Source organism: Galbibacter orientalis DSM 19592 (genome assembly GCF_000260115.1).
In the GTDB taxonomy this organism is placed as follows: domain Bacteria; phylum Bacteroidota; class Bacteroidia; order Flavobacteriales; family Flavobacteriaceae; genus Galbibacter; species Galbibacter orientalis.
The window spans coordinates 765,394-779,306 of sequence record NZ_JH651379.1; the positions used below are offsets into that span (position 1 = coordinate 765,394).

Genomic DNA, 13,913 nt, shown 5'->3' on the forward strand with positions numbered 1-13,913 from the left:
GTTCTAAAATTTTCAAAATTATTCCACTAATAATGGTGGAAATATGTTGATATAAAATTAGGCAAGTTTCATTCTCTGTAAAAGGAAAAGTTATTTCATTGGCGAAAATTTCCATTTTTTCACTCAGGTATTTATAGAAAATGAATCCTAAAATATAGTCACGGAATTCATCTGCATTCATTTTCCCTATAGTTGTTTTAATACTTTTTAGTGGTCTTCAGACATATACTATATTTTTTCTAAAATTTCTTTTTTCAACCAAGCAAATGCTTCTTCTTGGTTATATATTATTTCGGGTCTCAATAAAGCTTCCATGTCTCCTGTAAAATCAGGGTCAATTTCTTTTTCTTCAATATTCAATAGAAATTCCTTTTTACTTGGAGGTTTGTTTCCTGTTGCAAAAGTGGTGTACTCCTTAAAACAATGGATAATTTCATCAATATTCAATTCCATATTTAATCTGGAATAATCTAAATCAAATAAATCTCGCCCTTTGCTGCGTTGGTATAAAGCCCTCAACTTTGTTCCTAAAAGTTCATTGATACTGTAGGTTTTTATTTTACACTTTCCAGAAAACCATTCACTTTCAACTTCAAAAGGAAAGTCAACCCAATCCAACACATTAAAATGCTCTTTGCAGTTAATTTCTAATTTTAGACGTAATCGAATTTCTTCATATTCAGAAGTAAAACGGTACAATGCTTTTGCTCCATGACCTTTTACCTGCGTTTTTCTTGGTTCTTCAAAAAAAGTAATCACCTCTTTGAGCCGTTCCATGATAGGCTTAATTGGTCCAGCTTTAATTTGAACTAAGTCAATATCTTCTGAATATCTTGGTGCAGGGTTTAGATACAATTTATGTAAAGCCGTTCCTCCTCTAAAAGCTAAGTTTTCATGCAAAAAGGCATCCGAGAATATTTCTACTAAAGCTCGACTAGTTACCAAGTCTTGTTCAACTTGATAAAATTGTTTCCAAGGAGCATGGTCTTGCCATTTGGCTATGTGTGGTTTAGGGATCATAAATCACTTTCCAGTTTAATATTTATAGCTACTTTCCAAAAATTGTCAACAGCTCCAGGTTTTTGTCCCGTTTTTGGGCTCAGTAATACAGGAAAGAACTTAGATTTTTTTAGATGATTTTTTATTTGGTTGCTTAAACTTTCATCAGCCCCAACTTCTTCAAGTAAAAAGCCAAAGCGTTGTAAAGTGCTTTTATGTGGGTACCAAGTCAATAATTCTGCAATGTCGTTTTGGTTTATCTCTTCTGTTAATTCTTCTAAAATGGCGAGCATTCTGTTTAATCCACCTAGTTTCGTTTGGTGATGTATTAAATCTACAGCGGTTAGGGCAGGGCTTGAAATTTTAAAAATCCCAGCATCTGATTTTCTGTCCAAAAGGTTCTTATTTGACCATTTTGTTGTTGTAAAAAAACGAATGTCAAAAGTTTTTTTCTTTATGTCATTTAACTTTGGCTTTTCAGTCATTAAATAATCTCGCTGAGTCTGTTGATGGCTTGCCCCGTGAAATTTAGCAGCTGAGTAAAATCCTAAATAGTAGTTACGATTGAGGTATTTAAATAGTTTTTCAATATAAAGCTGAATCGGTACTTGTCCTTGCTTACTGTACCTTGGAGGGATTATTAAGTAAAATCCTTTTCTTAGATTAACAATTGTTTTTTTTTCTATTAATCTTGATAACTCACTTTTTATAGATGTTTCACTTTTATCAAGTACAGTTTGGAGTTCATTCAATGAGAATGAGTACTCTTCGACTGATAAACATTGTTTTATGTAGTCTGCTACTGTCAATTATAGTAAAATTTTGAGCAAGATACTTATTTTGAAGAATATTCTCGAATTATTACTATTGTTTTTCTGTGCGTAGGAAAATTTTAGCTCTTTTGGTTTTTCGGATTGGTTTTGGGAGTTGGAAAAACCAAATGTGCTAAAATGTGCGGTTGATTTTTTTGCATGAAACACAACAACCACATAAACACACCATTTATATTATACAAAAAAACCTATTTCTTTCCAGCTACTACTAAAACAAACTCACCTCTAGGGGCAGTTTCTTCAAAATGCTGAATCAGTTCTTTTAAGGTTCCTCTTACAGTTTCTTCATGTAGTTTTGTTATTTCTCTAGAAACAGAAGCTTGTCTTTCTTCTTCAAAATAGGTAGAAAAATCGTTTAGGGTTTTTAGTAGTTTGTGAGGCGACTCATAAAAAACCATCGTTCTTGTTTCTTCAGCTAAAAATTTTAATCGTGTTTGGCGCCCTTTTTTTACAGGAAGAAAACCCTCAAAAACAAACTTATCGTTTGGGAGTCCACTATTAACAATTGCGGGCACAAAAGCAGTAGCACCTGGTAAACAATCCACTTCTATTCCTTTTTCTATACAAGATCGGGTTAATAAAAAGCCTGGGTCGGAAATTGCAGGAGTTCCTGCATCACTAATTAATGCTACCGATGTTCCACTTAGAATTTTCTGGCATATGCCTTCCACCATTTTATGCTCATTGTGCATATGGTGACTTTGCATATGCGTTTGCACATTTAGGTGTTTTAAAAGTTTTCCACTAGTACGGGTATCTTCTGCAAGAATAAGATCCACTTCTTTTAATACGCTAATAGCTCTTAAGGTTATATCTTCGAGATTCCCAATAGGCGTAGGTACAATGTATAATTTAGACATACTATAGTTTGTAGCAAAGGTAAAAAAAGGAAATTAGCCTAAATACTTTTACCCCCTAATAATCCATGGGCGAACTTGCTTCCCTAAAAAATAAGATATAATCAATAAAACCAAAGCAATAACTGCGCCACCACCTTCACCATCATTTGCGGCATAATGTACTAAAAATGCTAAAATAAAATTATAAAATAAGCCTGCATACGCCCATTCTTTTAGCACTCCCTTTACGGGCACTAACAGCGCTATAATCCCGAGAACTTTACCAATAATCAACACATAAATAAGGTACGATGGGTAATTATACGATTGAAGCATCTCCTGCACCATTTCAAATTTTGTGAGGTAATTAAAAACGGCAAATGCAAGAAATAAAGACAGAAGTCCTGTTACTATCCAATATAAAATTAGCTTTGTTTTCATAATTAATTAAGCTTAATAATTTAGAGTTTTCAAGAAAATTTTTTCTCGATAATCTCTAAAAAACGATTTTCATAAGTTTCTTTTCCCTCCCAATTTTCATAATCGGGTTTTATCATTTCAGTTATAAAACCATGGGCTTCTTCAAAAGAATCCATCGTATTAATTTGAGAAATCACTCTAATGTAATCTTCATTACTGCCGTTAAATAAATGTTTTATAAATGCCAATTTATCATTCAAACCAATGGCAAAACCTCCTTTTAATTGTTCATTTAAAGAGCGGGCTCTTTTTTCTGCAACTGCAGTATTTCCGTTACTTACCTTTGGTGTTACCAAATCCATATCGCGTTTTACAAATGTAGGGTTTGGTGTTATTCCAGATAAGATGTCATCTAGTGTTTCTTCTTCTGGCATTTCTTGTACAATATCTCTAATAGTGTTTATAACAGGCGTCATAATTTCATCCTCATGTTCATTTGGGTTTGATTCTGGCACATCAGAATTTCCCTTTAAAACAGAATTTGCAAGGATTTCAAACTTATCGGCTACTTCACTTCTTCCAGTAGTTGACTGTAATTCTCCAAAATGATCTTCAACATACTTTAACAATGTCAACTTCTCATATAATTTTTGAGCCTCACTTTGCAAAGCATCAAGATTTTCTCTTCCTTTTAATTTTAAAATCCTGTGCGCTATACTAACTAATTCTTCTTCTAATTTCTTCTTCATACTATTGTTCTCTAAAGTTTAAAACTTTTCAATAAACACCAACTTGCTTGGTTTTAAGTTTATTACTACCAAATACGCATAAAAGATAGCTATTTTTTTACTATTTCTCTATTAATTTTCTTTTAAAACTAAAACTGATGTTCCTTATAACAGTGAGCTTGCTTAAACAGGTTTCTTAAAAAAAAGTTCACTTTTGTTGATATTATTTCTCCAATACTAAATCCAACTTTAAATATTTGCTTAAGTTTGTTTAGTTTTTCTAGAAAAGAAATCTCTTTTCTTTTCAGTACAGAAAATTACAAAATGTTTCTCGAAAATACAGTAAATCATAAAGAGCAATTTGGCTGGATAGAAGTCATCTGCGGATCCATGTTTTCCGGTAAAACCGAAGAGCTTATCCGTAGGCTAAAACGTGCCCAATTTGCAAGGCAAAGAGTAGAAATTTTTAAACCAGCGGTAGATGTTCGTTATGATGATGAAATGGTGGTTTCTCATGATGCTAATGAAATCCGTTCTACGCCCGTTCCTGCCGCAGCTAATATTCGTTTATTAGCAGATGGTTGCGATGTTGTTGGTATTGATGAAGCTCAATTTTTTGATGATGAAATTGTATCGGTATGTAACGATCTTGCCAATAAAGGCATAAGAGTAGTGGTAGCTGGATTAGACATGGATTTTAAAGGAAATCCATTTGGTCCCATGCCTGCTTTAATGGCTACTGCCGAGTATGTTACCAAAGTACACGCCATTTGTACCCGAACAGGAAATCTTGCTAATTACAGTTTTAGAAAATCTACTAATGATAAATTAGTATTACTTGGAGAAACAGAAGAGTATGAACCTTTAAGTAGAGCTGCTTTTTTTAAAGCTATGCTGAGAGAAAAAGTACAAAAAATAGAAGTAAAAGATCCTGTTGAATTACTTTCAAAAGAAAGTGGAAAAAATATTGATGATGACGAAAATTCAGGAAACAACCCTAGAAATTAATCTCCCAGCATTACAAAATAATTTATCTTTTTTAAAGTCTAAAATAAAACCGTCTACCAAGTTTATGGCGGTTGTAAAAGCATATGCCTACGGAAGTGACGCCGAACAATTAGCCCTTTTTCTAGAAAAACTTCAAGTGGATTATTTTGCGGTGGCTTATACCGATGAAGGAATTGCATTAAGAAAAGCTGGCGTTACCAAGCCTATTTTAGTTTTGCACCCGCTCCCTATACATTTTCCAGAGCTTATTGCTTATAAATTAGAACCTAGCCTTTATAACAAGTACGTTTTTGATGCCTTTTTAATAGCTTCGGAAAAGGAAAAAGAATATCCTGTGCATCTAAAATTTAACACTGGACTCAATAGGCTTGGTTTTTCTGCGGAAGACATTTCTACCTTAGAAAACCATTTGATTAACAATGAAAATATAAAGGTTGCCTCCGTATTTTCGCATTTAGGAGCTTCGGAAGATTTGACAGAAAAAGCATTTACACTTCAGCAAATTACTTCGTTTAAAGAAATAACAAATCGTTTACTTTCACTATTAAATTATAAACCCTTACTCCATATTCTAAATACTTCTGGCATATTAAATTATGCCGACATAGCTCAATTTGACATGGTAAGAAGTGGTATTGGTCTTTATGGTTTTGGAAATGATGCTCGTTTTAAAGAAGACTTTAAACCTGTAGTTGCTTTAAAAAGTGTGATTTCTCAAATTCATAGCATTACACCTAACCAAAGCATAGGCTACAATAAGGGGCATATTGCAAAGACAACTATGAAAACAGCAACGATTCCTTTAGGACACGCCGATGGAATTGGCAGACACTATGGAAAGGGAAAAGGTTTTTTAACAGTACACGGAAAAAAATGCCCTATTATTGGTAATGTATGTATGGATATGCTTATGATAGACGTTACTAATGTAGCGTGTAAAGAAGGAGACGAAGTTGTTGTTTTTGGAGAAAACCCAACGGCTAGTGAATTTGCTGCTACCGCTGGAACAATTTCTTACGAAATCCTAACTGCCATTTCCCAAAGGATAAGACGTAAAATTGTTTATTAGGTATTTGTAAAGAATTACATTCTCTATAAATAATATTTAGCACTCAATTTTTTCATTATTTATCGACTAAAAACTTTATCATTTTTTTTATATCTTTATTTAATGACTAAATTAACTACCTCGGGGCAAACTCACAAGGTATTCAAAGGAAACAAATTTAATTCATTTCGACGCAGAGCGTCGGGGAATTAGACCCTCTATGAGGGATTAACACAAAAACATATATGGGATTTTTTAAAGATTTTAAAGCTTTCTTACTAAAAGGCGATATCGTAAACTTGGCTACCGCCGTAATTGTGGGTGGTGCCTTCGGAAAAATTGTTACTTCTTTTACAAAAGATATTTTAATGCCTCCCATAGGAATGCTTCTTGGGGGTGTAAAATTTACTGAACTTAAAATTGTTTTAAAAGATGCTGTTTTAAACGGGGAAGAAGTCGTAACAGAAGCCGTAACCATTAATTATGGTATGTTTATCCAAACAATAATGGATTTTGTAATTATAGGTTTCTGTATTTTTATGGTATTAAAAGCATACGAAAAAACTAAAAAGAAAGAAGAAGAAACGCCTGCAGCGCCTGCTGGACCTACTACCGAAGAATTGTTAGCAGAAATTAGAGACGAGCTTAAAAAGCAAAACACTAAATAATATAGCTCATTAATTGAGACAAAACCGCTACACACGTAGTCTAACTTAAACCACCTTATAAACAGGTGGTTTTTTTAGTACTGTTATATTATAAAGGACTACTGTAGGCTATAAAAAATTACTACTTCCATCTCCTTTGGTATGGATATGTTTCGTAAATACTATTGTCTTCATTTATCGAAAATCCATTTTCTGCGTCTAAATTTGCTTCTGCATAAAGCGCGCTCGCTTCCTCTATTTTCTCTAATTTAAACAAGCAAGTGGCTTTAAAAAACTTAACATCTGCAAACTCCTTGTATTGCAATAAAGACTTATCAAACTGTACAATTGCTTCTTCCCACTTATCTTGTTCATATAAAGAAATTCCGTAATAAAATAAATCTAAGTAATGTCCTTCTCCCCATTGCTCTTTTTGGTTAAAAATATCGTCTTTAAAAATTTTTTCTGCCTTTTGAAATTCATTTAATTGTAATAAAGATAGTGCTATATAGAAATTGTAAGTATGATCCATTACATAATTGTTTCCTTCTAACTCTTTAGCTTTTTCAAAGTCTACAATAGCATCACGATACGTTTTAGCAAAAATGCATTTTATAAATGCCCGATAGCCTAAATATCGTTTTGGATTGTATTTTACTGCCTTATCAATATATTCCATCCCTACCTCATATTTTCTTGCTTTAAAATAAGGCATTGCTTTTTGTTGCCATAAATATGCAATTGTGCTATCTACCGCCAAACCCTTATCCAAACAATCTTGCCATTTTTTCATATCAAGATTGTAGTTATAAGCATGTGCACATTCTGCAGCATACATCTTGATAATGGAATCCTGAGTTTTTTTATCAACTACAACAGCATTCTCCCCGCTATTACTAATAGTAGTACAGCTACAAAGCTGGAAAATAATTATATAGAAAAATATTTTATTCATTTAGTTTATTTTTAATCATATAAGGAAATACCTCATCAAAACGTTCTATATAAGGCTCATCCATTTGATAACTGATATATTTATCTGCCAAATCAACTACCTCGAGGTAAGCCTACGAGGGATTCAAAGGAAAATAATTTAATCCATTTAGACGTAGAGCCCTACGGTAAATTCAGCACAGGCTCTGGGGAATAAAAACCTCTATGAGGGATTCAATAAATATAGTACATTTTCTCTTCACCTACTCAATTTCTTCTTTTTTCTGAAAAACAATTTCTAAAAAGTTATTTTTATAACAATCTGTTATATTTTTTTGAATTTTCTTTTTTTAGGTTGTACAACTGTGAATATTAATTACTTTTGCCTTACATAATTGAAGAAGAAACAAGTTTACCAGCAATAAACTTTACATTAATACGATAAAGATGAAACATCCATGTCTAAATGTAGACATCCTGTAAAATGATTATTTTAGATGTTCCATGTTACCGTTAAAAACAATAAAAATAAACACATGAAAATAGCCGTTGTAGGAGCAACCGGAATGGTTGGAGAAGTAATGCTTAAAGTTTTAGAGGAACGTAATTTCCCTATTACAGAATTATTATTAGTTGCATCAGAGCGATCTGTAGGAAAAGAACTTTCTTTTAAAGATAAAACATATAAAGTAATAGGTCTAGAAGATGCTGTGGCTGCAAAACCAGACATCGCCATTTTCTCTGCCGGTGGTGGAACTTCATTAGAATGGGCACCAAAATTTGCAGAAGCTGGGGTTACCGTTATCGATAATTCTTCGGCTTGGCGTATGGATCCTACAAAGAAATTAGTAGTTCCAGAAATTAATGCAAATGAGCTTACAAAAGAAGACAAAATAATTGCGAACCCTAACTGCTCTACTATTCAGTTAGTAATGGCATTAGCACCACTACACAAACAATACCGAATGAAGCGTGTGGTAGTTTCTACCTATCAATCTATTTCTGGTACGGGTGTAAAAGCTGTTAAACAGTTGGAAAACGAGTTGGCTGGTGTAGAAGGAGAAATGGCTTACCCTTATCCAATTAACAGAAATGCCTTACCTCATTGTGATGTTTTTGAAGAAAATGGATACACAAAAGAGGAAATGAAATTAGCCCGCGAGCCACAAAAAATATTAAGCGATAAAACATTTGCTGTATCTGCAACAGCAGTTAGAATTCCTACTTCTGGGGGACACTCTGAAGCTGTAAATGTTCAATTTGAAAAAGATTTTACTTTAGCAGATATCCGAAGAGTTTTAAACGATACTCCTGGGGTTGTAGTGCAAGATAATCCAGATACAAATACATATCCAATGCCAATTTATGCGCATGATAAAGACGATGTGTTTGTAGGAAGAATTCGAAGAGATGAGTCGCAACCTAACACCCTTAATATGTGGATTGTAGCCGATAACCTTCGTAAAGGTGCTGCAACAAACGCAGTACAAATTGCTGAGTATTTGGTAGAAAATAAATTGGTGTAATAAGGATACCATAAAAATATGTTAAAAAAGCCCTTGATAGTAAGCTATCAAGGGCTTTTTCTTTAAATTATCCTCGCTAATTACTAATCAATAAATAATGAAGAAACTCATCACTTGCGTAGTGATTGCTGGGGTTTTAACCTCTTGTGATACTACCGAAAACAAAAAAGATTTAACATTGAAATATCCTGCTACTAAAAAAGTAGATACCGTAAACACCTATTTCGGTACCGAAGTAAAAGACCCATACCGTTGGTTGGAAGACGACCGCTCTGAAGAAACTGCTACTTGGGTAAAAAATGAAAATGAAGTAACTTTTGGGTATCTGGAAAAAATCCCTTTTAGAAATCAGTTAAAAGGACGATTAGAAAAACTATGGAATTTCGAGAAAATTTCTGCCCCTTTTAAAGAAGGAGATTATACGTATTACTACAAAAATGACGGACTACAGAATCAATATGTAGTGTACCGCAAAAAAGGAGAAGAAGGAAACGAAGAAGTATTTTTAGATCCAAATACTTTTTCTGAAGACGGAACTACTTCTTTAGGCGGATTAAGTTTTTCTAAAAGTGGAAATCTAGCTGCTTACTCAATCTCTGAAGGAGGAAGCGATTGGAGAAAAGTAATTATAAAAGATGCTAAAACTAAAGAAATTGTAGAAGATACTATAGTTGATGTAAAGTTTAGCGGCCTCTCTTGGAAAGGAGACGAAGGCTTCTTTTATTCGAGCTACGACAAGCCAAAAGGAAGTGAACTTTCAGCAAAAACAGATCAGCATAAATTGTACTACCATAAATTAGGAACTCCTCAAAAAGACGATCAGCTTATATTTGGAGGGACAGAAGCCGAGAAACACCGTTATGTTGGTGGAAACGTTACCGAGGACAATAATTATTTATTAATTAGTGCATCTATTTCCACCTCTGGAAACAAGCTATTTATTAAAGACCTCAATAAAAAGAACGCTCCTTTAATTCCCATCATCGAAACTACAGAAAGTGATACTTATGTAATAGAAAATGTAGGTTCTAAACTTTATTTGGTAACCAATTTAAACGCTCCAAACAAAAAAATAGTTACTGTAGATGCTTCTAATCCGAGTCCAGAAAATTGGGAAGATTTTATTTCAGAAACAGAACATGTTTTGAGTCCGAATACGGGAAGTGGTTATTTCTTTGCGGAATATATGGTGGATGCCGTTTCTCAAGTAAAGCAATATGATTACGACGGGAAATTAGTTCGAGATGTTAAATTACCAGGTATTGGAAGTGTTGGTGGTTTTGGAAGTAAAAAGGAAGACGATGTAATCTATTATTCTTTTACCAATTACAACACCCCAGGAAGTACTTATAAATACAATCCTGAAACAGGAGAGTCTGAAGTTTATTGGACTCCAGAAATAGATTTTAATAGCAACGATTTCGAGTCAAAACAAGTTTTTTATACTTCAAAAGATGGTACAAAAGTTCCTATGCTTATTACCTATAAAAAAGGAATCGAGCTTAACGGAAAAAACCCAACTATTCTTTATGGTTACGGCGGATTCAACATTAGCTTAACACCTTCATTTAGTACGGCTATGGCTGTTTGGTTAGAACAAGGTGGTGTGTATGCAGTTCCAAACTTACGCGGTGGTGGAGAATACGGCAAAAAATGGCATGATGCTGGAACAAAACTTCAGAAACAAAATGTTTTTGACGACTTTATTGCAGCGGGAGAATACCTCATCAAAGAAAATTATACTTCATCAGATTATTTAGCAATCCGCGGAGGTTCTAATGGAGGACTATTGGTTGGCGCAACCATGACACAGCGTCCAGATTTAATGAAAGTAGCTTTACCAGCTGTAGGAGTTTTAGATATGCTTCGTTACCATACATTTACTGCGGGTGCAGGTTGGGCGTACGATTATGGTACTGCCGAAGACGATAAAGAAATGTTTGAATACCTAAAAGCATATTCGCCTGTTCATAATGTAAAAGAAGGAACTGCTTATCCAGCAACGCTAATAACAACGGGAGACCATGACGACCGCGTAGTACCTGCTCATAGTTTTAAATTTGCGGCAGAATTACAAGAAAAACAAAGTGGAAACAATCCTGTGCTTATTAGAATTGAAACCAATGCTGGACACGGAGCTGGAACTCCAGTAAGCAAAACAATAGACCAATATGCAGATATTTTTGGATTTACCCTTTACAATATGGGTTATAAAGAATTACCTAACAAAGCTGCATTAAAAGAATTTAAAAAATAACCTATAGAACATGATTAAAAAAATAAACCTACTATCCGCATTCTTTATCATTACCAGTGTTGTAAATGCACAAACCGATAAAGAAGTTATTGAGAATATTGTAAATGAAGCTTCTCAAAATTCGCAATTAAAAGAATTGGCTTATGAGCTTATGGATGGCATTGGTCCGCGTTTAGTGGGAACTCCACAGATGGAACAAGCGCATGACTGGGCCGTTAAGAAATTTGATTCTTGGGGTATTGCTGCAGAAAATGAAAAATGGGGCGAATGGAAAGGCTGGGAACGAGGAATTACTCATATTGACATGGTCTATCCGCGTGTAAAAACTATTGAAGGCACACAGCTTGCTTGGAATCCTGGTACTTCTAGCAAAGGAGTTACAGCAGAATTAATAGTTCTTCCTACAGTAAAAGATTCCTTGGCTTTTGATAAATGGCTAAAATCTGTAAAAGGAAAAATTGTAATGGTTTCTATGAACCAGATTACTGGAAGACCAGACGATAATTGGGAAGAATATGCTACCCCAGAATCTTTTGAAAAAATGAAAGCAGAACGCGATTCTTTAGACAAAGCATGGCGAGATAACATGAGAAAAACGGGTTATACTTCTAGAACACTTCCAGAAGCATTAGAAAAAGCTGGCGCTGCTGGAATTGCACAATCCTATTGGTCTAAAGGTTTTGGAGTTAATAAAATTTTTAGTGCTCGTACTAAAAAAATTCCAATGGTAGATATTGCTTTAGAAGACTACGGAATGCTTTACAGAATGGTAGAGCATGGAGCAAAACCTCAACTTAAAATAGTAGCAGAAGCCAAAGACCTTGGCGTAGTTCCTACTTTTAATACCATCGCAACAATTAAAGGAACCGAAAAGCCAGAGGAGTATGTTATTCTTTCTGCTCATTTCGATTCGTGGGATGGAGGAACTGGAGCAACCGATAACGGTACTGGAACCATTACCATGATGGAAACTGCGAGAGTTTTAAAGAAAATGTATCCTAATCCAAAGCGTACTATTATTATCGGACTATGGGGAAGTGAGGAACAAGGGTTGAATGGCTCTCGTTCTTTTGTAGAAGACCATCCGGAGATTGTAAAAAATGTGCAAGCTGTATTTAATCAGGATAATGGAACCGGTAGGGTTGTAAATCTTTCTGGACAAGGATTTTTGCATTCGTATGATTATTTAGGAAAGTGGCTTAATGCTGTTCCTAAAGACGTTTCAAAACATATCGAAACTCATTTTCCAGGCACTCCTTCTAGAGGAGGTTCTGATTATGCCTCTTTTGTAGCCGCTGGTGCACCTGCATTTTCGTTAAGCTCTTTAAGCTGGTCTTATTGGAATTATACATGGCATACCAATAGAGATACTTATGATAAAATTGTTTTTGATGATGTTCAGAACAATGTAATTCTAACTGCTATTTTAACTTATATGGCTAGTGAAGATCCTGAAAAAACATCAACAGAAAAAAGTGTTTTACCTATTGATGATGAAACTGGAAAACCTCAAGAATGGCCTAGTCAAAGAGAACCTACTAGAAGAGGCGGTTTGGATTAAAACAATAATCCCTAACATAACAATAAACCTCAAGGATTATTTAATCTTTGAGGTTTATTATTTTCAATACCTTTAATCTCATTTCTGATATAAAAAACTATGCAAGCTTTTGTTTTATTACTGCGAGGAATCAATGTTGGTGGTCATCGAAAAGTAAAAATGGCCGAACTAAAAGTTGTTCTTCAAGAACTCGATTTTCAAAATATAGCCACCTATATCCAAAGTGGAAATGTTATTTTTTCTACGGAAGAAACTAATATTTCAAAGCTTAAACATACCGCTGAAGAAGCTATAAAAGTACATTTTGGATTTGCTGTGAGTTGTTTTATAATTCCGAAAGAAACTTTCTTAACAATTATCGAGAACAATCCGTTTATAGAAACTGAAGAAATTACCAAACTCTATATTACTTTTTTAAATGAAACTCCAAATCCAGAAAAACTAGAAACCTTAAAAACTTTTGAGAGCTCAGATGAATTGTTTATTCTGAAAAATAATACTCTTTATTTCTGCTATGAAAATGGCTACGGAAAAGCAAAAATTGCTAATCCGTTTATTGAAAAGAAACTCAATTTACAAGCCACCACCAGAAATTGGAAAACAATGATGAAGCTTCTGGAGATGTTGAATAGTTGATTTGTTAGTTGTTAGTTGTTAGTTTAAAAATATTTCCCTTTTTTCAGACTTCCAACTCCCGATTTCTGACATCTTTCTTTTTTCAACCTTTTTAACCTTCTCCTGACTTCCGACTTCCGACTTCCGACATCTTTCTTTTTAAATCCTTCAATCTTTAAATTTTTCAATATAAAGAAAAGTGCTCCGTAGGCGTACATTTTTGATCAAGAGTCAGGAACCAAGAGTCAAAAATGCAAAAAAAATTGTATCTGTTCTTTTTTCTTACCTCCCTTTACTCATTAACTTTTCACTCAAAGATGCAGAGGTTCAAAGTCATAAATTTGTTGATTTGAAAATTGTTCTGACTTCTTTCTTTTTTCAACCTTTTTAACCTTCTCCTGACTTCCGACTTCCGACTTCTTTCTTTTTCAATCCTTCAATCCTTCAATCTTTAAATTTTTCAATATAAAGAAAAGTGCTCCGTAAGCAGTTTTTTCAT

13 protein-coding genes and 1 pseudogene are annotated in these 13,913 nt (G+C 34.0%); 7 read left to right on the forward strand and 7 right to left on the reverse strand.

The annotated features are described in order from the left end of the window. Positions 1 to 91 precede the first annotated feature (91 nt). The 6 genes and pseudogenes from JOOMADRAFT_RS20470 to JOOMADRAFT_RS03535 all read right to left on the reverse strand — a co-directional run. A pseudogene (locus JOOMADRAFT_RS20470) lies at positions 92 to 202 on the reverse strand (type I restriction-modification system subunit M N-terminal domain-containing protein); the annotation flags it as partial. 26 nt (positions 203 to 228) lie between these two features. Next, a complete protein-coding gene (locus JOOMADRAFT_RS03515) occupies positions 229 to 1,020 on the reverse strand; it encodes a nucleotidyl transferase AbiEii/AbiGii toxin family protein (RefSeq protein WP_008611366.1) in 792 nt (263 codons plus the stop codon). Next, the gene (locus tag JOOMADRAFT_RS03520) at positions 1,017 to 1,808 is read right to left on the reverse strand and encodes a type IV toxin-antitoxin system AbiEi family antitoxin domain-containing protein (RefSeq protein ID WP_008611367.1); all 792 of its coding nucleotides are present in this window, start codon (positions 1,806 to 1,808) and stop codon (positions 1,017 to 1,019) included. The genes JOOMADRAFT_RS03515 and JOOMADRAFT_RS03520 overlap by 4 nt, the downstream gene beginning before the upstream one ends. A 212-nt stretch (positions 1,809 to 2,020) precedes the next feature. Next, on the reverse strand, positions 2,021 to 2,692 hold the full coding sequence (rsmI, locus tag JOOMADRAFT_RS03525; protein ID WP_008611371.1) for a 16S rRNA (cytidine(1402)-2'-O)-methyltransferase: 672 nt from the start codon (positions 2,690 to 2,692) through the stop codon (positions 2,021 to 2,023). A 48-nt stretch (positions 2,693 to 2,740) separates the two neighbouring features. Further along, the gene (locus JOOMADRAFT_RS03530) at positions 2,741 to 3,112 is read right to left on the reverse strand and encodes a DoxX family protein (protein WP_008611376.1); all 372 of its coding nucleotides are present in this window, start codon (positions 3,110 to 3,112) and stop codon (positions 2,741 to 2,743) included. A gap of 29 nt (positions 3,113 to 3,141) precedes the next feature. Continuing rightward, positions 3,142 to 3,840, reverse strand: coding sequence for a hypothetical protein (locus JOOMADRAFT_RS03535; RefSeq protein ID WP_008611377.1), 699 nt, complete (start codon positions 3,838 to 3,840; stop codon positions 3,142 to 3,144). Between the two features lie 303 nt (positions 3,841 to 4,143). Between JOOMADRAFT_RS03535 and JOOMADRAFT_RS03540 the strand changes: the two genes are divergently transcribed. From JOOMADRAFT_RS03540 to mscL, 3 genes are all read left to right on the forward strand, one after another. Further along, entirely contained in the window at positions 4,144 to 4,827 is a 684-nt protein-coding gene (locus tag JOOMADRAFT_RS03540) for a thymidine kinase (RefSeq protein ID WP_008611378.1), read from the forward strand. Next, complete coding sequence (alr, locus tag JOOMADRAFT_RS03545) at positions 4,793 to 5,896, forward strand: alanine racemase (RefSeq protein ID WP_040879510.1); 1,104 nt, start codon at positions 4,793 to 4,795, stop codon at positions 5,894 to 5,896. Before JOOMADRAFT_RS03540 ends, alr begins: the two co-directional genes overlap by 35 nt. A 224-nt stretch (positions 5,897 to 6,120) precedes the next feature. Then, entirely contained in the window at positions 6,121 to 6,543 is a 423-nt protein-coding gene (mscL, locus tag JOOMADRAFT_RS03550; RefSeq protein ID WP_008611381.1) for a large-conductance mechanosensitive channel protein MscL, read from the forward strand. Positions 6,544 to 6,664: 121 nt separating this feature from the next. Here mscL and JOOMADRAFT_RS03555 read toward each other — a convergent pair whose 3' ends face one another. Further along, positions 6,665 to 7,477, reverse strand: coding sequence for a tetratricopeptide repeat protein (locus tag JOOMADRAFT_RS03555; protein ID WP_008611382.1), 813 nt, complete (start codon positions 7,475 to 7,477; stop codon positions 6,665 to 6,667). A gap of 514 nt (positions 7,478 to 7,991) precedes the next feature. Here JOOMADRAFT_RS03555 and JOOMADRAFT_RS03560 point away from each other — a divergent pair. From JOOMADRAFT_RS03560 to JOOMADRAFT_RS03575, 4 genes are all read left to right on the forward strand, one after another. Continuing rightward, on the forward strand, positions 7,992 to 8,981 hold the full coding sequence (locus JOOMADRAFT_RS03560; RefSeq protein WP_008611383.1) for an aspartate-semialdehyde dehydrogenase: 990 nt from the start codon (positions 7,992 to 7,994) through the stop codon (positions 8,979 to 8,981). Positions 8,982 to 9,078: 97 nt separating this feature from the next. Then, positions 9,079 to 11,238 carry a prolyl oligopeptidase family serine peptidase gene (locus tag JOOMADRAFT_RS03565; RefSeq protein WP_008611384.1) on the forward strand — a complete coding sequence of 720 codons (2,160 nt, stop codon included), beginning with the start codon at positions 9,079 to 9,081 and terminating at the stop codon, positions 11,236 to 11,238. Positions 11,239 to 11,248: 10 nt separating this feature from the next. Continuing rightward, positions 11,249 to 12,799 carry a M20/M25/M40 family metallo-hydrolase gene (locus JOOMADRAFT_RS03570; protein WP_008611385.1) on the forward strand — a complete coding sequence of 517 codons (1,551 nt, stop codon included), beginning with the start codon at positions 11,249 to 11,251 and terminating at the stop codon, positions 12,797 to 12,799. A 99-nt stretch (positions 12,800 to 12,898) separates the two neighbouring features. Continuing rightward, positions 12,899 to 13,435 (forward strand): DUF1697 domain-containing protein, encoded by a 537-nt coding sequence (locus JOOMADRAFT_RS03575; RefSeq protein WP_008611386.1) that lies wholly within the window; start codon positions 12,899 to 12,901, stop codon positions 13,433 to 13,435. The last annotated feature ends 478 nt before the right edge of the window (positions 13,436 to 13,913 follow it).